The sequence below is a fragment of the Gracilibacillus oryzae genome, from assembly GCF_009498735.1.
Lineage (GTDB): Bacteria > Bacillota > Bacilli > Bacillales > Amphibacillaceae > Gracilibacillus > Gracilibacillus oryzae.
The window spans coordinates 51,228-74,945 of record NZ_ML762432.1; the positions used below are offsets into that span (position 1 = coordinate 51,228).

Consider the following 23,718-nt stretch of genomic DNA (forward strand, 5'->3'; position numbering starts at 1 on the left):
AATAATGGCAAAGAAAACCATTTCGATTAAAGGTGCACGCGCACATAATTTAAAAGACATTTCGATCGATATTCCGAAAGATAAATTGGTTGTGTTAACAGGATTATCGGGTTCTGGCAAGTCTTCCCTGGCATTTGACACGATTTATGCTGAAGGTCAAAGACGTTATGTTGAATCATTGTCAGCCTACGCTCGCCAATTTTTAGGTCAAATGGATAAGCCTGATGTTGATTCAATTGAAGGCTTATCACCTGCCATTTCGATTGATCAGAAAACAACGAGTCGAAACCCGCGTTCAACTGTTGGTACGGTAACAGAAATTTATGACTATATGCGACTGTTATTTGCACGGATCGGGCACCCATACTGTCCTATACATGGTGTGGAGATCACCTCACAAACAGTCGAACAAATGGTTGATCGTATTTTGGAATATGAAGAAAGAACAAAGCTGCAGATATTAGCCCCTGTCGTATCTGGCAGAAAAGGAACACATGTAAAAACACTAGAAGACTTACAAAAAGAGGGGTATGTCCGTTTACGTGTGGATGGTGAAATGCGGGAGATTAGTGATGATATCCAGCTGGATAAAAACAAGAAACATTCGATTGAAGTGGTAATTGACCGAATTGTTGTTAAAGATGGAATTCAATCAAGACTGTCTGATTCCCTCGAATCGGCATTACGGTTAGGTGATGGAAAAGTAATCGTTGATGTGATCGGACAAGAGGAACTGCTTTTTAGTGAAAAACATTCTTGTCCCATATGTGGTTTTTCAATTAATGAATTAGAACCGCGAATTTTTTCATTTAACAGCCCTTTTGGTGCCTGCCCAACTTGTGATGGACTGGGGTCACAATTGGAAGTGGATGTTGATCTGGTTATTCCTAATCGGGATTTATCTTTAAACGAAGGTGCAATCATGGCATGGGAACCAACCAGTTCACAGTATTATCCGCAGCTTTTAAAAAGTGTTTGTGATCATTACGGAATTGATATGGATGTTCCAGTCCATAAATTGCCGAAAGGCCAACTAGACAAGATTTTATATGGAAGCGGCAAGGAGAAAATATACTTCCGCTATGAGAATGATTATGGAATGACAAGGGAAAATGATATATATTTTGAAGGTGTGTTAAATAATATTGCACGCCGTTATAAAGAAACATCTTCTGATTTTATCAGGGAGCAAATGGAAAAATATATGACAAATAAAGCTTGTCCAACGTGTGAAGGTTACCGTTTAAATCAGGAAGCTTTATCTGTGAAAGTCCATGATCAACACATTGGACAAGTAACTGCAATGTCTGTAACAGAAGCTCATCAGTTTTTCACAACATTACAGATCTCTGAGAAAGAACAGCAGATTTCTGCCATGATTATTCGTGAATTAGATGACCGTTTGTCTTTCTTAACAAATGTCGGGCTTGACTATTTAACACTCTCCCGTTCAGCAGGCTCCTTGTCAGGTGGAGAGGCACAACGGATTCGATTGGCTACACAAATTGGTTCTGCTTTAACAGGTGTACTATATGTTCTTGATGAGCCGTCAATCGGACTGCATCAGCGTGATAATGATCGTCTTATACAGACATTGGAACGCATGCGAGATTTAGGAAACACCTTAATCGTTGTAGAACATGATGAAGATACGATGCTGGCAGCTGACTATTTAATCGATATTGGACCAGGTGCCGGTGAGCATGGCGGACAGATTGTTGCACAGGGTACGCCAAAGCAAGTAATGAACAAGAAAAGCTCATTGACAGGTCAATATTTAAGTGGAGCTAAATTTATCCCGCTTCCGAAACAAAGGCAACAGGCAGGCGACCGCTTTATTGAGATTATCGGGGCAGAAGAAAATAATCTGAAAGATGTAAATGCCGAAATTCCGATTGGTCTCTTTACAGCAGTAACAGGCGTGTCAGGGTCAGGAAAGAGTACATTAATAAATGAAATTTTACTTAAATCCTTGTCAGCAAGATTACACCGGGCAAAACAAAAACCCGGCAAGCATAAGGAAATTAAAGGAATAGACTATCTGGATAAGGTAATTAATATTGATCAGTCACCAATTGGCCGTACACCACGTTCAAATCCGGCAACATACACAGGTGTTTTTGATGACATTCGAGATGTATTTGCGCAGACAAATGAAGCAAAAGTCCGTGGCTATAAAAAAGGCCGTTTTAGTTTCAATGTAAAAGGCGGACGTTGCGAAGCATGCCGTGGAGATGGGATCATTAAGATTGAAATGCATTTCCTGCCAGATGTTTATGTCCCTTGTGAGGTTTGTGAAGGAAAAAGATATAACAGGGAGACATTAGAAGTAAAATATAAAGGGAAAAGAATTGCAGATGTATTAGACATGACGATTGAAGAAGCATTAACATTCTTCGAAAATATACCGAAAATTAAGCGGAAACTGGAAACTGTTTTTGATGTTGGATTAGGATATGTTCGTCTGGGCCAACCTGCTACGACGTTGTCTGGCGGGGAAGCACAGCGTGTTAAGCTTGCCAGTGAGTTACATCGTCGATCCAATGGAAAGTCATTATATATACTAGATGAACCAACAACAGGCTTGCATGTTGATGATATTTCCAGATTACTAGTTGTGATTCAGCGGTTAGTGGAAAATGGAGATACCGTTGTAGTAATAGAACACAACCTTGATGTTATAAAGGCAGCTGATTATATTGTTGATTTAGGCCCAGAAGGCGGCGATGGAGGAGGAACAATCGTTGCTGCTGGAACACCGGAGGAAATAGTAAAAGTAGAAGCATCCCATACCGGCCGCTATTTAAAACCAATTCTGGATCGTGACCGTGAAAGAATGGGAGAAAAAGTGACAAACTAAAGGCTGCCCCAGTGGCAGTCTTTTTATTATAGGAAAAAAATTTTACATTACCCACCTGCTAAACGAAATCCTGTCAAAAATAAGGCCAAACACCATCCAAGCTAATCCCTGAATACTGTGATAAAATATTATAGGTAAATGTTAAAAAGGAGGTTGAAACAATGGAACCAATTGATATAAATTTGTTGCAGCAAGAAATAGATGAACGAGCAAACAAACAAGTCTACGTTCATTTAGAAACGACTAATGGTGCATATGCCAGTCACTTTAATAAAGATTCTTATAATGTCGGTGCATTTATACGAAATGCAAAAGTACAGTATGAACGCGGGAAAGTTGTTGGTGCTGAGTCTACATATAGAGTAGGATTAAAGCTGGAAATTGGCTGGATATATGCTGAAGGTGTTAACAAGTACGAAATAAATGAAAATGGAAGCTTATTGATGGCAGGGCATGATCGGGAAGGCCGCTTAATGGTGGCACTGCAAATAAGTGAAACACCATTCCACTATTAGAAAGGAGCAAAAATAATGAGTGAACACGTTGTCGTTATTTATCCACACCCAGATGACGAAGCATTTGGAGCATCAGGTACAATTACAACATTCAGAGAGAAAGACATTCCTGTTACTTATTTATGTGGAACATTGGGAGAGATGGGAAGAAACATGGGGAATCCGACATTTGCAACAAGAGAGACTTTGCCGGAAATCCGTAAACAAGAGCTGATTAAAGCTTGTGAAGTTTTAGATGTGAAATTAGAAATGTTAGGCTATCGCGATAAAACATTGGAATTTGAATCAAGGGAAGAAGTTGCTAAGCATCTGAATTCCTACTTGCAAGAAATTAAACCATCGCTTGTGATCACCCATTATCCAGGTTATGCGGTGCATCCAGACCATGATGCGTTTGGAGCTGCAGCTATTCGGGCAGTGGAGATGATGCCAGAGGAAGAACGACCAGCCGTTTGGGCACAGGCAATCAGCAATGATCATTTAGAAGTACTTGGCCAGCCGCAGGTTCAGAATGATGTAACATCAGTCTTCCGCAAGAAATTTGCAAGTATTCTCGCACATAAATCACAGGCTGACGGGATGCTCTCCAAAGTGAGAAATGAAGAAGAAGATATTGAACTTGCAGCCCAAACATGGCTTGGAAGGGAATCCTTTTATATCTGGGATTTTGAATAAATATCCTATTTTCTCTTTGAATAAAAATTCGTTTGCATAAATGATGGAGTGGAATATTAATAATAAGAAACACATACATTGCAAACGACAGATTGTTTTTAAGGAGGAAAAAATGAACACTAAAATAGATCATTTATTTGCTATCCAAATAGTTGAGAGGGGGGGAATAAGATGAGGTGGTTGCTTTCCCTAATATTAAATGCACTAGCATTAATGTTAATCGATTATTTGTTTGACGGAATTACGATAGATGGCTTTTTAGCTGCTGTTATTGCCAGCATTATTTTAGCTGTATTGAACGCGATCGTGAAACCAATCTTAGTCATATTAACGTTACCTATTACGATTGTAACACTAGGATTATTTTTGCTAGTCATTAATGCTGTCACCCTTATGTTAACACAGGCATTCATGGGAGATAATTTTATTATTAACGGGTTCGGAACAGCTGTTATAGCAGCAATTTTATTCTCCATTCTCAATATTTTTATTAATAAACTTGTAAAGGATTAAATCGTGCGGTTCGTTTCCGCTCGATTTTTTGTTTATTACACGCTTGCCTTCTGTAATAATCTCCACTGTTCAAATTCTCGCTTTTATTCACAAAGTCCATATCCAGACAGAAGAAGAACTGCTGGACTCGGGAGAAAAACAGCGAATGGGAGTTTTTCTTAAAGAAACCTAACGAATTTTCCGAAAAAGTGCTACAATAGAAACGGTTGTTATAATTTTTAATAGAACGAAAATAATAACAGGATTCCTAATGATAAAAGATGTTTCGACTGGGGGCTAAAGAAAGATGGCAAAAGTTCGTACTCAAGATCTATTAGAACGTTTTAACATTGAATTAATTGCAGGAAAAGAAGGCGTGCACCGGGAAATATTTATGAGTGAGGTTTCTCGGCCGGGGATTGAGTTGACAGGATATTTCAAGTACTATCCAAAGGACCGGTTACAACTATTAGGCAAAACAGAGCTATCCTATTTTGCGGAATTAACAAAAGACGAGAAAAAAGATCGTTCTTATAAATTGTGTACAGATATCACACCAGGTATTGTAATTACTCGTGATATGGAAGTTCCTGAAGAATTAGTGGAAGCGTGTGAAGCATCTGGTGTCCCATTAATGCGTTCACCGTATAAAACGACACGGGTGATCAGCAGGATAACGAATTTCCTTGAAGCGAAATTCGCACCATTTACTGCAGTTCACGGTGTATTAGTTGATATCTACGGGATTGGTGTGTTAATTACTGGTCAAAGCGGTGTCGGGAAAAGTGAAACAGCGCTTGAACTGGTGAAAAGAGGTCACCGATTAGTAGCAGATGATAGTGTGGAAATAAGACAGGAAGACTATGATAGGCTGATTGGGTCTTCACCACCGCTAATCGAACATTTATTAGAAATTAGAGGTTTAGGGATCATCAATGTGATGACATTGTTTGGTGCAGGATCTGTACGTTCCCACAAAAGAATCTCTTTAGTAATTAATCTGGAAACATGGGACCAGAAGAAACAATATGATCGCTTAGGTCTGGAAGAAGAGACAATGCCAATTATTGATATAAATATTCCTAAAATAACACTTCCTGTTCGACCTGGACGTAACCTTGCTGTTATTATTGAAGTGGCAGCAATGAATTTCCGCTTAAAACGGATGGGTGTCAATGCAGCGGAAGAGTTTTCTCAAAGATTATCAAAGATGATCCAGCATGGTGAGCGGGAAGAAGAGGAATTTGATTTAGATTAAATTTTTTCTTTGCACGTTAGGAAAGTATAAAATTACTGCAAGGAAGTGTTGAACGACGTAGTAGTAATTTTGAAGTTCAAAGTATAAGTAAAACTCACACATTCGCTTTCATGACGAGCGAATGCGAGTTTTTCTAAGAGAACGGAGGAGATCAAATTTGGCATGTGAAGCACCCGCGCTGGACCCCGTATTTTTGTGGATCGGTTCATTACCGATCTATTGGTATGGTGTGATCATTGCTACAGGCGCATTTTTAGGTTTATGGGTTGCAACAAGGGAAGCAGACCGCTTAGGTGTGAAAAAAGATTATATTGTAGACTTAATTGTGTTTGCTATACCTATCGCAATTTTATCAGCTAGAATCTATTATGTTGCTTTTGAATGGGATAGATATGCAGGAGGGCCCTGGTGGAAGGTATTCGCTGTTTGGGAAGGCGGAATTGCGATCCATGGTGCGCTAATTGGTTCAGTCATCACCGCTATTATTTATACAAGGGTTCGTAAATTGTCATTCTGGCAAATTGCGGATATTGTCGCACCAAGTCTTATCCTGGGACAGGCAATTGGCCGCTGGGGCAACTTTATGAACCAGGAAGCACACGGTGGTCCTATCTCGGAAACTACATATAATAACTTCCATCAATATTTGCCTGATTTTATAATGAATCAGATGTGCATAGAAGGAACGATGTATCATCCGACATTTTTATATGAATCAGTTTGGAATATTATCGGTTTTATCGTATTGCTTATATTAAGAAGATATCCATTGCGTCGTGGAGAAATGTTCTTAACTTATGTTATTTACTATTCTATTGGCCGCTACTTTATCGAAGGGATGCGTACTGACAGCTTATATATTGTTGGACCATTAAGAACAGCACAAGTTCTTTCCATTCTTCTTGTTGTGGCTGCAATAATTATCCTTATCTACAGAAGAAAAAAAGGTTTAGCCGATAAGACGTATCAAGGCAAGAAAATAGTGAAAAAATAAACAGAAATGGAGGCTTTTGCGTATTAGCAAAGGCCCGTTTCACTTTTGAGAAATTTAACTAGACGATACTGACTTAAGTAAGTCCTATCACATTCTGGAGGAAATGAAAATGAAGATAGAAACAATTTTATTTGATTTAGATGGTACATTAATCGATACAAATGAGCTAATTATTGCATCATTCACACATACTGTCGGAAAATTTGGCGACAGACCATATGCAAGAGAAGAAATAATCGAGTTCATAGGTCCACCACTTGTCGACAGTTTACAAAAAGTAAATCCAGAGAAAGTGGAAGATATGATGAAAACATACCGTGAACATAATTACGCCAATCACGAAAACTATGTAAAAGCATACCCGACCGTTGTAGATACGATTAAAAAACTGAAGGAAGCTGGTTATCAATTAGGGATTGTCACAACAAAGCTCTCTGATACAGCGAGATTAGGTCTTGAGATAACAGGGATGGGTGATATGTTCGAAGTGTTAATCGGTTTAGATGATGTGGAGAATGCCAAGCCCCATCCTGAGCCCATCTTAAAAGCAATTGACAAACTGAAGGCAAATCCGATGACTACACTAATGGTTGGTGATAATTATCATGACATTGAAGCAGGTCATAATGCAGGTGTTCAGACTGCCGGTGTTGCCTGGACCATCAAAGGACGGGAGTTTTTATCGACATATGATCCGCATTATATGTTAGAGCAGATGAGTGATCTTCTGGAAATTGTCGGAGCAGAATAAAATGCGAAAAACAAAACGGTTTAAGGTAGAAGGTGCTAATTCGCTGTGGCATATATATAAAACAGTGCCATTCTTAAAAGTTGTAAAAAATTTTATTGTGATTCAACTCGCTAGATACACGCCGTTTTTAAAGATAAAGAATTGGTTATATCGAGTATTCCTGCGCATGGAGGTTGGAAATCAAACCGCTTTTGCTTTAATGGTTATGCTGGATGTAATGTTTCCAGAAAAAATCCATGTTGGCAGAAATAGTGTGATTGGCTATAATACAACCATTTTGGCGCATGAGTATTTAATAAAAGAATACCGGTTAGGTGATGTATATATCGGTAATGAAGTAATGATCGGTGCCAACAGTACCATACTGCCTGGCGTGAAGATAGGAGATGGGGCGGTCGTTGCTGCTGGAACGGTTATCCATAAAGACGTAGAGGCAGGCACATTTGTTGGCGGGAATCCAATGAAAGTTATTTATACGAATGAACAAATGCAAAAACGACTGGCAGAAGATCCTTTCTTTAAACAATAAAACTGGTGATGGGGAAGTTCCGTCACCAGTTTTTTGCTTTTATTAAACCATAAAGTGTTTGTAGGTAAGGTGCCTCTACATGAGAGCTTTTTGCTAATTCCATTGCATAGCCATGTAAGTGCTCCAGTTCAATGGTTAACCCCTTCCGCATATCCTGGTGCATGGAAGATGTTGCTTCAGGGTGTAAGTTCCTCATTGTTTCCATCGCCCGCTTGATATGTTTATTTTCCAATCCGCCAGATTCAGTTTCTGCAATTCTCTGCATTTCTTTTAATATGCCTTCTGCTATATCCATTGTAGCCTTATGCGCTCTTATCCTGCCAATGGGTAAATCTGCTGCTGTTGTAATTCCGGAAAATGCTGTAATAAACATATATTTGTACCATAAATCTGTTTTTATTTTTTCACTGTGTACTGCTACCATGTTTGATTTCTCTGAGATAGCTGCTAATCTTTTACATATTTCTTTTTGTCCTTCTTCCAGTGGTCCGAAGCGAATTTCGTGCAGTTTACTCGTATGTTCCACATGGCCTTGATCATTTAATGTGGCAATAATATTCGCAAGTCCGCCAAGTACTTTTTCTTTACCGAATTGACGAACAAGTGGGGCATAATGAGCCAGGCCATTTAAAACAGGCAGGATATAAGAATTTTCACTAAGTGAAGCTTTTATTACTGGCAGCACATTCTCTAAGTGATAACCCTTGACTGCGACAATAACAATATCAATATTGTTCAATTCTGAAGGGTCTGTTACAATTTGCGGTGCATTGATTGAGGTGTCCCCACATATGCTTTTTACATATAACCCATTCTCTTCAATCTGCTTTTTTCTTTTTTCTCTAACGATGAAAGTAACATTGGCACCAGCTTCTATCCATCTTGCCCCAAAATATGTACCTAATGCCCCTGCACCGATTATCGCGATATTCATCATTTTCATCCCCCTTTCAGCCATTTTATCACAAGATGAGATTTCTATCAGACTAGCACTAATGCGTGTTATGTGATTGATTTTATGAAAGAAAATTGCTACAATGCTAAATTAGAGCTAATTTTGTAAACTGTTATGTGTTATAATGCATTTGGCGAACGTTACAGATAAATATATTTTAAAAGTTAGAGTCTAATTTATATATATAATACTTTTAGAAAAAGAAAGGATGGGTAATTACAGCGTGCCAAAACCAAATCAATCAGACAAAAATGTTATCCCCTTTATACCTGATGGGGAATTTTACTTTACAAAAGGTGTGGAAGCATACCAGAAACAAAAATTCGAACTTTCACTTAAATGGTTTCGGAAAGCTCTATCAGAAAAGCCTGATCATCCTTTATATCAATGTCAAATGTCAATTGTATATACTGAAATCGGTTCATACCATAAAGCCAACCAATTGTTAACCAGAGTTCTAACTGCTTATGGGGAAGAGTATATTGATTGTTATTACCTTATTGCAAACAATTATGCACACCTTGGATTGTTGCAGGATGCCATCAAATATGCAGAATTATATTTAGATAAAGATCCTGAAGGTGATTTTGCGGAAGAAGCGATCGAATTAATAACAGTTTTAGACTTTGAAGAAGATGAAGAAGATGATGACTGGGCGCTTGACGAAGAAGATGAAGTGCTTATCTATCAGGAGACCGTATTTTATCATTTGGAAAGAGAAGAATGGCAGGAAGCTATCGCATTATTAGAAGAAATGATTGCACTTTTTCCAGATTTCCCGCAAGCCAGACATGAATATCATTACGCATTGTTTTTTGCAGGCGAAACAGTGGAAGCAATTGATTTAGAAGAAAAATATGTTCAGGACCACCCGGAAACATTAAACAGCTATATGAATTTGGCCATTTTTTATTACCACACAAATAAAAAAGCGAAATTCGATCAGATTGTAACAATGCTGCAGAATATTTATCCAGTCCATGAACAGCAGAAATTGAGAATGGCAACAACTTTTACCCAAATTGGCTTTTATGAAGAGGCATTACTGAGATTCAAGCTGTTGCATAAATCAAGATTAAAGGGTCATCCTTCTTATTATAGATGGTTTAGTACATGTTATTATTTTGTTGGAAATGAAGAAAAAGCAGAAGCGATTTGGTTAGAAGGTTGTAAAGAGCATACTATATTGACAAAACAGCTGAGACCATGGAAACGTGATAAGCTAATCTAATATTTGAGCAGAATATTAGACCTTTTTCTCGAAGCGTAAGATAATGATTATACTATCATAGGGAGGATGAATATCATGACAGAAGAAAGAATTTATGACGTAATTATTGCTGGCGCAGGCCCTGCGGGGATGACGGCAGCTGTTTATACATCACGTGCGAATTTGGATACGTTAATGCTTGAGAGAGGGATTCCGGGCGGGCAAATGGCTAACACTGAGGATGTCGAAAATTATCCAGGTTATGATCATATCTTAGGACCGGACCTGTCCAATAAAATGTTCGACCATTCCAAAAGATTTGGTGCGGAATATGCATACGGGGACATTAAAGAAGTCATTGATGGTAAAGAATATAAAACAGTTGTAGCAGGATCAAAAGAATACAAAACACGCTCATTAATTATCACGACAGGTGCACAATATAAGAAATTAGGTGTTCCAGGTGAAGAAGAGCTTGGTGGACGCGGTGTTTCTTATTGTGCAGTATGTGATGGAGCATTCTTTAAAGAGAAAGAACTAATTGTTGTCGGTGGTGGTGACTCAGCAGTGGAAGAAGGCGTTTATCTTACGAGATTCGCCAGCAAAGTAACCATTGTTCACCGTCGTGATGAATTACGTGCCCAAAAAATTCTTCAAGATCGTGCCTTTAAAAATGAAAAAATTGATTTTGTCTGGGATACGATTGTCAAATCAATCAATGGAGAAAATGGAAAAGTAGCAAGTGCCACTTTATTAAATAAAAAAACTGGCGAAGAATATGAGCATAAAACAGATGGTGCATTTATTTACATCGGAATGGTCCCATTAAGTGATCCTTTTAAATCATTGGGAATCACAAATGAAGAAGGGTACATTCCAACAAATGAAAACATGGAAACAAGCGTAAAAGGTGTGTTTGCTGCTGGTGATATTCGTGACAAAGAGTTACGTCAAATTGTTACAGCAACAGGTGATGGAGCAATTGCTGCACAAGCTGCCCAGGCGTTTGTTGAAAACTTGCATGAAGCTGTTGAAGCAGCTAAATAGTTTTGTCATCATTTAGAAATCTTACCGTAAAATGAAATTAATGCCACTGTAACACGGATGAAACATTAATTAGATATAATGTAATTAACTAATTGACCCCCTTTTTTAATAAATAGAACTTGACGGCATAGGTTTTCTAACCTATGCCAATTTTTTTACTTTGTCCTACATAAATTCTCCGTGTATAATAGATAGTTGAGCCATACAAAGTGTTATATACAATTATTTCATCATACAATTAAATAATATAGGAAGATATCGAGGGAGGTAAACATGGTTATGGGCAAACCTTCAGAAGAAACAAAACTAGTCATTATTACAGGTATGTCTGGTGCAGGGAAAACAGTTGCTGTCCAAAGCTTTGAAGATTTAGGTTACTATTGTGTGGATAATCTTCCGCCAGCATTGTTGTCGAAATTTCTGGAATTAATGCGAGATGCAACGAATAATATTCAAAAGGTAGCGTTAGTAATGGATTTAAGAGGGCGAGAGTTCTTTGATTCATTATTTGATGCTTTAAATCAATTAGGACAGGAAAACTGGTTAGAGGAGCATATACTGTTCTTAGATGCGAGTGATCAAGTATTAGTTTCCCGTTATAAAGAAACGAGACGATCCCATCCACTTGCACAAAATGGTCTGCCATTAGAAGGAATACATTCGGAAAGAGCCATTCTGGATGAATTAAGAGGACGAGCACAACACTTTATCGATACATCAAATTTAAAGCCGAAAGAGTTAAGGGAAGAAATTGTACAAAGATACAGTGAGAAAGAACAGGAAATCTTTTCTATTCACACCCTTTCCTTTGGATTCAAATATGGTCTGCCAATAGATGCTGACCTTGTATTTGATGTCCGCTTCTTACCAAATCCGCACTATGTTGATCATATGCGGCCACTTACAGGGTTAAATAAAGAAGTATCCTCCTATGTATTCAAATGGTCTGATACAAAAGTATTTTTAGAGAAGACAATTGATTTGTTACAATTCATGTTACCTCAGTACAAAAGAGAAGGAAAAAGCCAACTTGTGATTGCAATTGGATGTACTGGCGGACAGCACCGTTCTGTAGCGATTGCTGAATATTTAGCCAAACATTTTCAAAAAAACTATGTCACCCATGTCAGTCATCGTGATATGGACAAGCGAAAGGGTTAAACTTTATGGTACAGTCAGATTTAAAAAAAGTGGTAGTAATTGGCGGGGGCACGGGAATGCCAGTACTGCTGCGCGGCTTAAAGGAGCATAAAGTCGACTTATCAGCAATTGTAACGGTTGCTGATGATGGCGGCAGCTCAGGAAGACTTCGTACAGAGATGGAAATCCCGGCTCCGGGTGATATCAGAAATGTAATTGCAGCATTATCTGATATGGAGCCGATGTTAATGAACTTGTTTCAACATCGTTTCTCAAAAGGGAACGAATTATCAGGTCATTCCATGGGAAATTTACTGCTGGCTGCAATGACCTCAGTAACGGGCGACTTCTATACAGGGATTAAAGAAATCTCCCGTGTGTTGAATGTAAAAGGCAATATTTATCCGATTGCCAATCAAAGCATGTTTTTACATGCAGAATATGAAGATGGAACAGTAGTTGTCGGAGAATCGAATATTCCGAAAGAAAAGAAGAAGATAAAGCGTGTGTTTATAAAGCCGGATCCTGTCTTGCCATTACCGGAGGCTGTCGATGCTATTCATCATGCGGATATTGTAGTGATTGCTCCAGGCAGTCTTTATACAAGTATTTTGCCAAATTTGATCGTGCCGCAAATAGGTAATGCCTTAAAGGAGACAAAAGCAAAAGTTGTCTATGTCTGTAATGTAATGACCCAGGTCGGTGAAACAAATAATTATACGGTAGCTGATCATGTCCAGGCAATTTTAGACCATATTGGTCATGGCTGTATTCAATCAGTAATCGTCCATAATAAAGAAATAGATCCTAATATGAAATTAGTCTATGCAGAAGAAAAAGCAGAGCCTGTTAAATATGATTTAGAGCGACTAAAATGCTTGGGATTAGAAATTATTGAAGAAGATATTGTGAAAGTAAAGAACAATTCATTAAGGCATGATACAGAAAAAATTGCCAATCTTCTCGTTTCTTTATTGTAGGGGCAAATAAGGGGGGAGAAAATTGTCGTTTGCATCGGAAATTAAAAAAGAGCTGACTAAAATAGAAAACGATACTTGCTGTAATCGAGCGGAATTGGCGGCATTAATTCGCATGAATGGTGCTGTGTCATTCTCACGGTTACACTATTCATTGGATGTACAAACAGAGAATGCAGCGATTGCCAGGCGCATCTATACTTTGATTAAGAATTTATACGGCTTCCCTGTGGAACTGCTTGTGAGAAAGAAGATGAAGCTGAAGAAAAACAATGTGTATATTGTTCGAATGAATGATCGTGTGAAGGAAATGTTACTGGATATGGAACTGTTAATTGAACCATATCAATTCGTACGGACAATATCCAACACATATAAGGAGAAAGAATGCTGCCGCAGAGCATATTTACGTGGAGCTTTCCTGGCTGGCGGATCTGTCAATAATCCGGAAACATCGTCTTATCATCTGGAAATATATAATTTTTATGAAGAACATAATCAGGCATTATGCGACTTGCTAAATGACTATAATCTTCATGCACGGATTCTGGAGCGAAAAAAGGGCTTTATCACGTATATAAAAGAAGCTGAGAAAATTACGGAACTATTAAATTATATTGGGGCACACCAGGCATTATTTAAATTTGAGGATGTTCGAATTGTTCGTGATATGCGGAATTCAGTGAATCGTCTGGTAAACTGTGAGACTGCTAACTTAAATAAGACAATAGGTGCTGCATTTCGGCAGGTTGAGAATATTCGCTATATCTCAAATACGGTCGGTTTAGAGGCATTACCTGATAAATTGCGTGAGATTGCTGAGTTACGAATGGAACATCAAGATGTTTCGCTTAAGGAATTGGGAGAAATGGTATCAGGAAGTAAAATAAGCAAGTCTGGTATTAACCATCGTCTCAAAAAAATTGATCAGTTTGCTGAACAATTACGCAAAGATAATATTACAATAAACAATTAAAGATAGGTTGGCTTAGACAAAATATATTTTATCACATCGCCCACCGTCTGTAACATGAAGAAAGTAAGTGGGGGATACAAATTCTCACTTTATCTATAGAATCCGAACTGATTTTTTAAACAATAATCAGTTCGGATTTTTGTTTGCTTAGGAAAGGTCGAAAGATGACGTTCTGAGAGCATCATAAAACCAGATCCATCAAAGCATCCCGCAAAGAGAAAGCGAAAGCGAAAGCTAATTATTTTCATGGTAATTATTCATTTAAGTGGTAATAAAAATGGAAATAGTATAGTATTATAATTAATGACAACGCTTTCAAATACTAAGAGAGGGGCTTTTCATATGGTAGAGAAAAATGTGGTGATTGGTGTGGATCCAGGTTTGCAGGCAAGACCTGCAGCCCAATTTGTTCAAAAAGCAAACAGTTATTCTTCAGAGATATTTATTGAGAAAGATCAAAAAAGAATCAATGCGAAAAGTATCATGGGTTTAATGAGTCTGGCATTAACAAAAGGAAATGAAATAAGATTAATTATAGATGGACCTGATGATCAAGAGGCGCTGGATGATCTCGCAAACTTTGTTGAAGGAAGAGAATAACTAGTTAAAAAACCCGGCGAAGGCCGGGTTCTTTAAATCAAAGATTAATTTAAGTCAGCTGGTTTTTGTTCCATTACTTTATCAATTAATCCATATTCTTTTGCACGCTCTGCTGTCATAAAGTTATCACGATCTGTGTCTCTTTCGATTACTTCAAGTGGTTGACCAGTACGATCAGCTAAGATTTCGTTTAATTTTTTACGCATTTCAATAATACGGTTCGCATGAATCTGAATATCTGATGCTTGACCTTGTGTTCCGCCTAGTGGCTGGTGAATCATTACTTCACTGTTTGGCAGTGCATAACGTTTACCAGGTGCACCAGCAGCTAACAGGAATGCACCCATAGATGCAGCCATACCGATACAAATAGTGGAAACATTCGGTTTAATGAATTGCATTGTATCATAAATTGCCATACCAGCTGTAATTGAACCGCCTGGTGAATTGATGTATAATGAAATATCCTTTTCAGAATCTTCTGCTGTTAAGAAAAGCAGCTGTGCAACAATACTGTTGGCAACATTATCATCAATCGCACTTCCTAACATAATAATTCTGTCTTTTAAAAGGCGAGAATAAATGTCATATGCTCGCTCACCACGGTTTGTTTGTTCAATAACTGTAGGGATTAAATTCATAAAAAAATTCCTCCTTATTGTTGCTTTTTCATTTTAATAATTACTGGACTATTCTCATGATAACTTAATGGTCAAATAAGGTCAAAAGATTTGATCTGCTTTTGAAATCACGTATGTATTTTATCACCATCATTCCCTTTTCAGGAATATTTAAACCATAAGTCTTGAATAGTTTATGTAGACAGTTTAACAAAAAGAAGAAAATTTATCATTGAAATTTATAAATGCTTTCTGTATAATAAAAAATGTCGCTATTAAAGTCATGCGCCCGTAGCTCAGGGGATAGAGCAATGGTTTCCGGTACCATGTGTCGGGGGTTCGAATCCCTCCGGGCGCGTACACCAAATAATGTTCAGTAATATTAGCTTAACAGCAGTCAAAGAGTCCTCATTCATTAAACAAAGTTTAGTGAATGAGGACTTTTTGTATATATATGACTTTCTGCTCGCAGTGAAATGTATTGCTCAATATTTCACAATATCGTCATATCTCTCCCTTTTATCTCAAAGAAAAATAGGATATAGTAAAGGTATAACCACAATATTTATAATTTTGGTGAGGGGTGATTTGATGGCTGGTAAAAAAACGAAGTTAAGAAAAGTTGTCATAATTGGAACTGGGTTTGTCGGAACAAGTTATGCCTATGCTTTATTAAATCAAGGAGTAGTGAATGAATTAGTATTAATTGATTTAGACAAAGAAAAAGCAGAAGGTGAAGCTAGAGACTTAAACCATGGTATGGCATTTGGTAATCCGATGAGAATCAAAGCTGGAGATTATGAAGAATGCCATAATGCTGACTTGGTAGTAATTACAGCTGGTGCTAATCAACGCCCTGGTGAAACAAGATTAGACTTAGTGTCAAAGAATGCAAAGATTTTTAAAGGAATAATCAATAAAGTTATGGATGTTGATTTCCAGGGTATCTTTCTTGTTGCAACAAATCCGGTAGATATTCTTACACAATTGACAAGAGAGATTTCCGGTTTACCGAAAGAGCGTGTTATTGGATCTGGGACCATCTTAGATACTGCAAGATTCCGTTATTTACTCGGCGAACACTTTGAAGTGGATCCAAGAAATGTGCATGCTTATATCATGGGAGAACATGGTGATTCAGAATTACCAGTTTGGAGCCATGTCCAAATCGGCGGCGTGCCATTAAGCAAGTATGCAGGGATTCAAGATGTTTATCAACACGATGAAATGAATGCCATATTTGAAAATGTACGTGATGCTGCCTATCATATTATAAAACGTAAAGGGGCTACGTATTACGGGATTGGCCTGGGATTAGTTCGTTTGACGAGAGCTATACTAAATAATGAGAATGCAATCGTAACAGTTTCTGCCTATCTTGAAGGGCAATACGGATTAGACGACATTTATATAGGAGTTCCAGCCATACTGAATGAAAACGGTGTAAGAGAGATTATTGAATTAAACTTGACAGATACAGAACAAGAACAATTAGGTAATTCTGCTAAAGTATTAAAAGAGATGGTCGACGTAGGTAAGAAAGCAATCCAATAAAGTGAGACTCTGATCAGTGGGGGTTTTTCTATCCCCCGCTGAAAATTAGCGAAACTTATGAAAGAAGGTCATTAGTTTGCAAGTGAATGTATACATAAAAGAGAATTGCTCATTGTGCGATGACGCCAAAACAATATTAGAGCTGTTACAAACAGAATTTTCTTTTTCTATTGAAGAAATTGATATTTACAAGAATGACTCTTTATTAGAAAAATATCATCTCCTAATTCCAGTGATAGAAATCGATCATACCATTGTCGATTCAGGAATAATTGACTATGAAAATATAGCGAATTTTCTGAAAAATAAAAAATAGTGGCTAAAATAGTTGAGAAATTTTGAACACTTTGTTAGAATCATCTATGGAAGTTGATTTTTTTTAGTCTCTGTGGGACGATTTTTGACTAGGAGGGACAAATATTTCCCGGTATCGAAAAAAGGAGCGTTTCCGATTGAAGGATTTATTGAATATTCAAGAAAAATTGTTCCCTGATATATTAGATGTCATGCAAAAAAGATACAAAATATTGCAATACATACAACGAATGCAGCCTATTGGACGAAGAAGTCTTTCCGATAATATTCAAATAAAGGAACGAGTCATCCGATCTGAAACAGAATTTTTGAATCGGCATGGGTTTATTGCAGTGACATCAAAAGGGATGCAAGTTACAGAAGAAGGAAATGCGATTATTGAGAAATTGGCAGAGTTCATGAATGGAATTTCTGAATTTCGTGTTTTAGAATCACAAATTAAGGATAAATTACAATTGGAGTATGTCATCATCGTTGCGGGAAATAGTGATGAGCGTTATTCGGTAAAAGAAGAGCTGGGAAAAGCTTGTGTCCAGTTCCTTAACTCTATATTAACTTCCAAGCAAACGATAGCTGTCACTGGTGGTACCAGTATGGCAGAAGTTGCAAATCAAATGAAGCCACTCTTGCATGCACCGAATTGTACGTTTGTTCCGGCTCGCGGCGGTTTGGGTGAACAAGTAGAGAACCAGGCAAATACTATTTGTGCACAGATGGCAAAGAAAGCAAATGGGAATTACCGTATGCTTTATGTTCCGGATCCTTTAAGTGAAGAATCCTATCAATCCATTATTAATGAACCAACGATCAAAGACATTCTGGAGATGGTTCATGATGCGAAAGTTGTCCTTCATAGTATAGGAGATGCCTTTACTATGGCTAACCGACGGAAAGCATCAGACAATGTAATGGAAAAACTGAGAGCTGGTAATGCTGTAGGTGAAGCTTTTGGCTATTATCTGGACGAACAAGGCAAAGTTGTTTATAAGGTTCGTACAGTTGGTATGCAAATTGAAGAATTGAAACAGGCACAGCATGTCATAGCTGTTGCTGGTGGAAAATCAAAGGCAAAAGCGATCCAGTCATATTTTAAGCAGGGAAAGAGCAATGTGCTTATTACAGATGAAGCAGCAGCGAAAGAGTTGTTAAAGGGAGATTAATTTCCCTTTAAATATAAAATTAAAGCACAACCTTAAGGAGGATTTAGCATGGCAGTAAAAGTAGGTATTAATGGTTTTGGCCGTATCGGTCGTAATGTTTTCCGTCAAGCTTTAAAAAATGATGAGGTGGAAGTAGTAGCAGTAAACGATTTAACAGATGCAAATATGCTTGCACACTTACTAAAATATGACTCTGTTCACGGTAAACTAGAAGAAGAAGTTTCTGTAAAAGGTGACGTTCTTGTAGTTGGCGGAAAAGAAATTAAAGTTCTTTCTGAACGTGACCCAGCTAACTTAGGTTGGGGTGACTTAGGTGTTGAAATCGCAGTAGAATCTACTGGTATCTTCACTAAGCGTGAAGCAGCAGCAAAACACTTAGATGCTGGTGCTAAAAAAGTAATCATCTCTGCTCCTGCAACAGATGAAGACATCACTGTAGTTATGGGTGTTAACGAAGATAAATATGATCCAGCAAATCATCATGTAATCTCAAATGCATCTTGTACAACAAACTGTTTAGCTCCATATGCTAAAGTATTAAACGATAAATTCGGTTTAAAACGCGGTATGATGACAACAATTCACTCATACACTAACGATCAGCAAATCTTAGACTTACCACATAAAGATTACCGTCGTGCGCGTGCAGCTTCTGAGAATATCATTCCTACAACTACTGGTGCTGCAAAAGCAGTATCTCTAGTATTACCTGAATTAGAAGGTAAATTGAATGGTATGGCAATGCGTGTACCTACTCCAGATGGTTCACTAGTTGACCTTGTTGCAGAACTTGACAAAGATGTAACAGTTGAAGAAGTAAACGGTGCGCTTAAAGAAGCTGCTGAAGGTAAATTAAAAGGTATCCTTGGATACTCTGATGAGCCATTAGTATCTGTAGACTATATCGGTAACACTAATTCTTCTACTATCGATGGTCTTTCTACAATGGTAATGGAAGGCAACATGGTAAAAGTAGTATCTTGGTATGACAATGAAATGGGATACTCAAGCCGTGTAGTTGATTTAGCTGCATACCTTAAAGCACAAGGGCTATAAGGATAATTTGTGAACGGGAGGGGGATCAATCCTCCTCCTGTTTTGTATTAACTTAGTAAATAATATATCCCAAGGAGGTTCATCCAAATGAACAAACAGACAATCAAAGACATTGATGTTAAAGGGAAAAAGGTTTTTTGTCGTGTCGATTTTAATGTACCAATGAAAGACGGACAAGTAACAGATGATACACGTATTAGAGCAGCGATTCCAACAATCGAATACTTAACAGGACAAGGTGCAAAAGTTATCTTAGCAAGTCACTTAGGTCGTCCTGGCGGTGAGGTTGTAGAAGAATTACGCATGGATGCTGTTGCGAAACGTTTAAGTGATCTTATCAATAAAACAGTTGTAAAAACTGATCAGGTATACGGTGCGGAAGTAAATGAAGCAGTAAACGGTTTGAGCGATGGAGATATTTTATTAATCGAAAATGTCCGTTTTGAAGCTGGTGAAACAAAAAATGATCAAGAGTTAGCGAAAGCCTTCGCAGATTTAGCTGATTTCTATGTAAATGATGCATTTGGTGCAGCTCACCGTGCTCATGCTTCTACTGCTGGAATTGCTGAATATATTCCATCAGCAGCAGGCTTATTGCTTGAAAAAGAACTTGATGTTTTAGGAAAAGCTCTTTCTAATCCAGATCGCCCGTTCACTGCAATTGTTGGCGGTGCAAAAGTAAAAGATAAAATCGGTGTTATTGATAATCTTTTAGACAAAGTAGATAACTTAATTATCGGTGGTGGTCTTGCTTATACGTTTGTAAAAGCACTTGGCTATGAAATCGGTCAATCTCTATTAGAAGAAGATAAAATTGAGTTAGCAAAAGAATATATGCAAAAAGCGAAAGATAAAGGTGTAAACTTCGTTATGCCAGAGGATGTTATCATTGGAGATGACTTCTCAAATGATGCAAACACTCATGAAGTAAGCATTAAAGAAATTCCTGCTGATTGGGAAGCTTTAGATATTGGTCCAAAAACTCGTGAAAAATATGCTAAAATAGTAGCGGAGTCTAAGCTTATTATCTGGAACGGACCAATGGGTGTATTCGAATTGGATACTTTTGCAAATGGTACAAAAGCCGTAGCAGATGCATTAAGTAAAACAGAAGGGTATACTGTAATTGGTGGCGGTGACTCAGCAGCAGCTGTCGAGAAATTTGGTCTTGCAGATAAAATGGATCACATTTCTACTGGTGGTGGAGCTTCTTTAGAGTTCATGGAAGGTAAAGAACTGCCAGGAGTTACTGCATTAACTGACAAGTAAGAAAAGGAGAGGTGACAGGATGCGTACAAAAGTAATCGCAGGTAACTGGAAAATGAACAAATTATTAGGTGAAGCTGTTCAATTCGTTGAAGATACGAAAGCAAAGGTACCTTCAAGTGAAAAAGTGGAATCAGTAGTTTGTGCCCCTTTTCCATACTTGCCAACATTAGTAGAAAAAGCAAAAGGAACAGACTTAGCAATTGCAGCACAGAACATGCACTTTGAAGAAAGTGGAGCGTTTACTGGTGAAGTAAGTCCAAGCATGTTAAAAGACCTTGGGGTAACTTATGTAGTGTTAGGTCACTCTGAACGTCGCGAATTGTTTGCAGAAACTGACGAAACAGTAAACAAAAAAGCTCACGCTGCATTTGCTCATGGTTTAACTCCAATCATTTGTGTTGGAGAAACATTAGATGAGCGTGAAAGCAATGCAACGATGAATGTAGTGGAAACACAAGTAAAAGCTGCAATCGATGGTTTATCAGAAGACCAAGTAAAAGCTTCTATTATTGCTTATGAACCAATTTGGGCAATTGGTACAGGGAAAACAGCAACATCTGAACAAGCAAATGAAGTTTGTACTCACATACGTAAAGTAGTAGCAAGTGCTGTATCAGAAACAGCTGCAGAAGCTGTTCGAATTCAGTATGGCGGAAGTGTAAAACCCGCAAATGCAGACGAGTTGCTTTCTCAATCTGACATTGATGGAGCACTTGTAGGCGGTGCTAGCTTAGAAGCTGATTCATTCCTGCAACTAGTGGAGGCTGGTGCAAAATGAGTCAAAACAAATTAGCAGCCCTCATCATCTTGGACGGTTATGCGATAAGAGATGAAGTAAAAGGGAATGCAGTAAAACAGGCTAACACCCCAAATTTCGATCGTTATTGGAATAACTATCCTCACAACCAGTTAACTGCATCTGGTGAAGCTGTTGGCTTGCCAGAAGGACAAATGGGGAATTCAGAGGTAGGTCACTTAAATATTGGAGCAGGACGCATAGTTTATCAAAGTTTAACTCGTGTTAACTTGTCGATAAAGGATGGCGAATTCTTTGAAAACAAAGTAATTCTAAAAGCTATTGACCATGCAAAAACCAATAACAAAGCTCTTCACGTATTTGGCTTACTATCAGATGGTGGGGTACATAGCCATATAGACCATATATTTGCAGTATTAAAGCTTGCAGCAGATTCAGGACTTAAGAAAGTGTATCTACATGCTTTCTTAGATGGACGTGATGTGAATCAAAAATCTGCTAAAACTTACATTATTCAGGCACTTGATAAAATGAAAGAATTTGGTGTAGGTGAAATTGCAACAATCTCTGGACGCTACTATTCAATGGACCGTGACAAACGTTGGGACCGTGTGAAAAAGTCATATGATGCAATGGTTTACGGTGATGGTCCTAAATATACTGATCCAATCGAAGTTGTAGAAGATTCTTATAAGAACGAGATTTATGATGAATTTGTTATACCATCTGTTATCACTGGAGAAAATGGGGAACCAAAAGCGACCATTTCTGACGACGATTCAGTAATCTTCTGTAATTTCCGTCCAGACAGAGCGATTCAAATTTCTCGTACTTTCGCAAATGAGGACTTCCGTGATTTTGAACGAGGAGACAAAGCGCCGAGAAATATCTATTTTGTTTGTCTGACTAACTTCAGTGAAACAGTTGATGGATATGTTGCCTATGAGCCTGTAAACTTAGATAATACAGTTGGAGAAGTTCTGTCACAGAATAATCTAAACCAACTAAGAATTGCAGAAACAGAAAAATACCCTCATGTGACATTCTTTATGAGCGGTGGACGCGAGCAGGAGTTTCCTGGTGAGAAGCGAATTTTGATCGATTCTCCAAAAGTTGCAACATATGACTTGAAACCAGAAATGAGTGCATATGAAGTTACGGATGCATTACTTGAAGAATTGGATAAAGGTGAGCAGAATGCCATTATTCTTAACTTTGCCAATCCAGACATGGTTGGTCACTCAGGTATGCTGGAACCGACAATTAAAGCAATTGAAACTGTTGATGAATGCTTAGGTAAAATCGTTGATAAAATCATCGAAAAAGGCGGCCATGCTATTATTACAGCAGATCATGGCAACTCTGATGAAGTTGTTACATTAAATGGTGATCCGATGACAGCACACACGACAAATCCGGTTCCTGTAATTGTAACAAAAGATAATGTAGAGTTACGTGATGGCGGTATTTTAGCAGACCTTTCACCAACTTTATTAGACTTATTAGATGTTAACAAACCAAAAGAAATGACAGGCGAGTCATTACTTAAAAAATAATTTAAAATAAAAGGAGAGTATTAATTATGCCATTTATTACAGACGTATATGCACGTGAAGTATTAGATTCCCGTGGTAACCCAACAATCGAAGTAGAAATTTATACAGAATCAGGAGCTTTCGGTACTGCACTAGTACCAAGCGGTGCTTCTACTGGTGAACACGAAGCAGTTGAATTACGTGACGGTGACAAAGATCGTTATTTAGGTAAAGGTGTATCAAAAGCAGTAGAGAACGTAAATGAAGTAATTGCACCAGAATTAATGGGAATTGATGTAACTCGTCAAGTTATCATTGACCAGCTTTTACTTGAACTTGATGGTACAGAAAACAAAGGTAAATTAGGAGCAAACGCTATTCTTGGTGTATCAATGGCAGCAGCACATGCAGCAGCTGATCACTTAGGTGTTCCATTATATACTTACTTAGGCGGATTCAATGCAACAACTCTT

The 23,718-nt window shown here is 37.9% G+C and carries 23 protein-coding genes, 1 tRNA gene and 1 pseudogene; 23 read left to right on the forward strand and 2 right to left on the reverse strand.

Features of this window, described 5'->3' with window-relative positions; translation table 11 throughout:
* Positions 1–4 precede the first annotated feature (4 nt).
* From uvrA to F9U64_RS12630, 8 genes are all read left to right on the forward strand, one after another.
* Complete coding sequence (gene uvrA / locus F9U64_RS12595) at positions 5–2,860, forward strand: excinuclease ABC subunit UvrA (RefSeq protein ID WP_153403970.1); 2,856 nt, start codon at positions 5–7, stop codon at positions 2,858–2,860.
* A 161-nt stretch (positions 2,861–3,021) separates the two neighbouring features.
* Complete coding sequence (locus tag F9U64_RS12600) at positions 3,022–3,375, forward strand: YojF family protein (protein ID WP_153403973.1); 354 nt, start codon at positions 3,022–3,024, stop codon at positions 3,373–3,375.
* 15 nt (positions 3,376–3,390) lie between these two features.
* The gene (bshB2, locus tag F9U64_RS12605) at positions 3,391–4,050 is read left to right on the forward strand and encodes a bacillithiol biosynthesis deacetylase BshB2 (RefSeq protein ID WP_153403976.1); all 660 of its coding nucleotides are present in this window, start codon (positions 3,391–3,393) and stop codon (positions 4,048–4,050) included.
* 171 nt (positions 4,051–4,221) lie between these two features.
* A complete protein-coding gene (locus F9U64_RS12610) occupies positions 4,222–4,563 on the forward strand; it encodes a phage holin family protein (protein WP_153403979.1) in 342 nt (113 codons plus the stop codon).
* Positions 4,564–4,849: 286 nt separating this feature from the next.
* Positions 4,850–5,800: an HPr(Ser) kinase/phosphatase gene (gene hprK / locus F9U64_RS12615; RefSeq protein WP_153403982.1), complete on the forward strand. Its 951-nt coding sequence runs from the start codon at positions 4,850–4,852 to the stop codon at positions 5,798–5,800.
* Positions 5,801–5,957: 157 nt separating this feature from the next.
* Entirely contained in the window at positions 5,958–6,794 is an 837-nt protein-coding gene (gene lgt, locus F9U64_RS12620; RefSeq protein ID WP_228275705.1) for a prolipoprotein diacylglyceryl transferase, read from the forward strand.
* 109 nt (positions 6,795–6,903) lie between these two features.
* A complete protein-coding gene (gene ppaX / locus F9U64_RS12625) occupies positions 6,904–7,545 on the forward strand; it encodes a pyrophosphatase PpaX (RefSeq protein ID WP_153403989.1) in 642 nt (213 codons plus the stop codon).
* A 1-nt stretch (position 7,546) separates the two neighbouring features.
* Entirely contained in the window at positions 7,547–8,074 is a 528-nt protein-coding gene (locus F9U64_RS12630; protein ID WP_153403992.1) for an acyltransferase, read from the forward strand.
* Positions 8,075–8,096: 22 nt separating this feature from the next.
* Here F9U64_RS12630 and F9U64_RS12635 read toward each other — a convergent pair whose 3' ends face one another.
* Positions 8,097–9,008, reverse strand: a complete 912-nt coding sequence (locus F9U64_RS12635; protein WP_194287365.1) for a ketopantoate reductase family protein — start codon at positions 9,006–9,008, stop codon at positions 8,097–8,099.
* A 244-nt stretch (positions 9,009–9,252) separates the two neighbouring features.
* On the opposite strand from F9U64_RS12635, the gene F9U64_RS12640 reads away from it, so the two are divergent.
* The 6 genes from F9U64_RS12640 to F9U64_RS12665 all read left to right on the forward strand — a co-directional run bounded on the left by F9U64_RS12640 (position 9,253) and on the right by F9U64_RS12665 (position 14,979).
* Entirely contained in the window at positions 9,253–10,260 is a 1,008-nt protein-coding gene (locus F9U64_RS12640; protein ID WP_323125847.1) for a tetratricopeptide repeat protein, read from the forward strand.
* A gap of 75 nt (positions 10,261–10,335) precedes the next feature.
* Positions 10,336–11,286, forward strand: a complete 951-nt coding sequence (trxB, locus tag F9U64_RS12645) for a thioredoxin-disulfide reductase (RefSeq protein ID WP_153404001.1) — start codon at positions 10,336–10,338, stop codon at positions 11,284–11,286.
* Positions 11,287–11,565: 279 nt separating this feature from the next.
* Positions 11,566–12,447, forward strand: a complete 882-nt coding sequence (gene rapZ, locus F9U64_RS12650) for an RNase adapter RapZ (protein WP_153404380.1) — start codon at positions 11,566–11,568, stop codon at positions 12,445–12,447.
* 5 nt (positions 12,448–12,452) lie between these two features.
* Complete coding sequence (locus F9U64_RS12655) at positions 12,453–13,406, forward strand: gluconeogenesis factor YvcK family protein (protein WP_153404003.1); 954 nt, start codon at positions 12,453–12,455, stop codon at positions 13,404–13,406.
* 22 nt (positions 13,407–13,428) lie between these two features.
* Positions 13,429–14,379, forward strand: coding sequence for a DNA-binding protein WhiA (gene whiA, locus F9U64_RS12660; protein WP_153404006.1), 951 nt, complete (start codon positions 13,429–13,431; stop codon positions 14,377–14,379).
* A 342-nt stretch (positions 14,380–14,721) separates the two neighbouring features.
* Positions 14,722–14,979, forward strand: a complete 258-nt coding sequence (locus tag F9U64_RS12665; RefSeq protein ID WP_153404009.1) for an HPr family phosphocarrier protein — start codon at positions 14,722–14,724, stop codon at positions 14,977–14,979.
* Positions 14,980–15,023: 44 nt separating this feature from the next.
* Here F9U64_RS12665 and clpP read toward each other — a convergent pair whose 3' ends face one another.
* Entirely contained in the window at positions 15,024–15,620 is a 597-nt protein-coding gene (gene clpP / locus F9U64_RS12670; RefSeq protein ID WP_153404011.1) for an ATP-dependent Clp endopeptidase proteolytic subunit ClpP, read from the reverse strand.
* Positions 15,621–15,884: 264 nt separating this feature from the next.
* Between clpP and F9U64_RS12675 the strand changes: the two genes are divergently transcribed.
* From F9U64_RS12675 to eno, 9 genes and pseudogenes are all read left to right on the forward strand, one after another.
* Positions 15,885–15,957, forward strand: a tRNA-Arg gene (locus tag F9U64_RS12675).
* A gap of 233 nt (positions 15,958–16,190) precedes the next feature.
* Positions 16,191–17,153: an L-lactate dehydrogenase gene (locus tag F9U64_RS12680; RefSeq protein WP_153404014.1), complete on the forward strand. Its 963-nt coding sequence runs from the start codon at positions 16,191–16,193 to the stop codon at positions 17,151–17,153.
* Positions 17,154–17,229: 76 nt separating this feature from the next.
* Positions 17,230–17,469, forward strand: coding sequence for a glutaredoxin family protein (locus tag F9U64_RS12685; RefSeq protein WP_153404016.1), 240 nt, complete (start codon positions 17,230–17,232; stop codon positions 17,467–17,469).
* Between the two features lie 136 nt (positions 17,470–17,605).
* Entirely contained in the window at positions 17,606–18,628 is a 1,023-nt protein-coding gene (locus F9U64_RS12690; protein WP_323125848.1) for a sugar-binding transcriptional regulator, read from the forward strand.
* A 48-nt stretch (positions 18,629–18,676) separates the two neighbouring features.
* Positions 18,677–19,684 (forward strand): type I glyceraldehyde-3-phosphate dehydrogenase, encoded by a 1,008-nt coding sequence (gene gap, locus F9U64_RS12695; protein ID WP_153404019.1) that lies wholly within the window; start codon positions 18,677–18,679, stop codon positions 19,682–19,684.
* An 87-nt stretch (positions 19,685–19,771) separates the two neighbouring features.
* Positions 19,772–20,953, forward strand: coding sequence for a phosphoglycerate kinase (locus F9U64_RS12700; RefSeq protein WP_153404021.1), 1,182 nt, complete (start codon positions 19,772–19,774; stop codon positions 20,951–20,953).
* A gap of 19 nt (positions 20,954–20,972) precedes the next feature.
* Positions 20,973–21,731, forward strand: a complete 759-nt coding sequence (tpiA, locus tag F9U64_RS12705; RefSeq protein WP_153404024.1) for a triose-phosphate isomerase — start codon at positions 20,973–20,975, stop codon at positions 21,729–21,731.
* On the forward strand, positions 21,728–23,266 hold the full coding sequence (gene gpmI, locus F9U64_RS12710; RefSeq protein WP_153404027.1) for a 2,3-bisphosphoglycerate-independent phosphoglycerate mutase: 1,539 nt from the start codon (positions 21,728–21,730) through the stop codon (positions 23,264–23,266). Before tpiA ends, gpmI begins: the two co-directional genes overlap by 4 nt.
* 26 nt (positions 23,267–23,292) lie before the next feature.
* A pseudogene (gene eno, locus F9U64_RS23045) lies at positions 23,293–23,718 on the forward strand (phosphopyruvate hydratase); the annotation flags it as partial.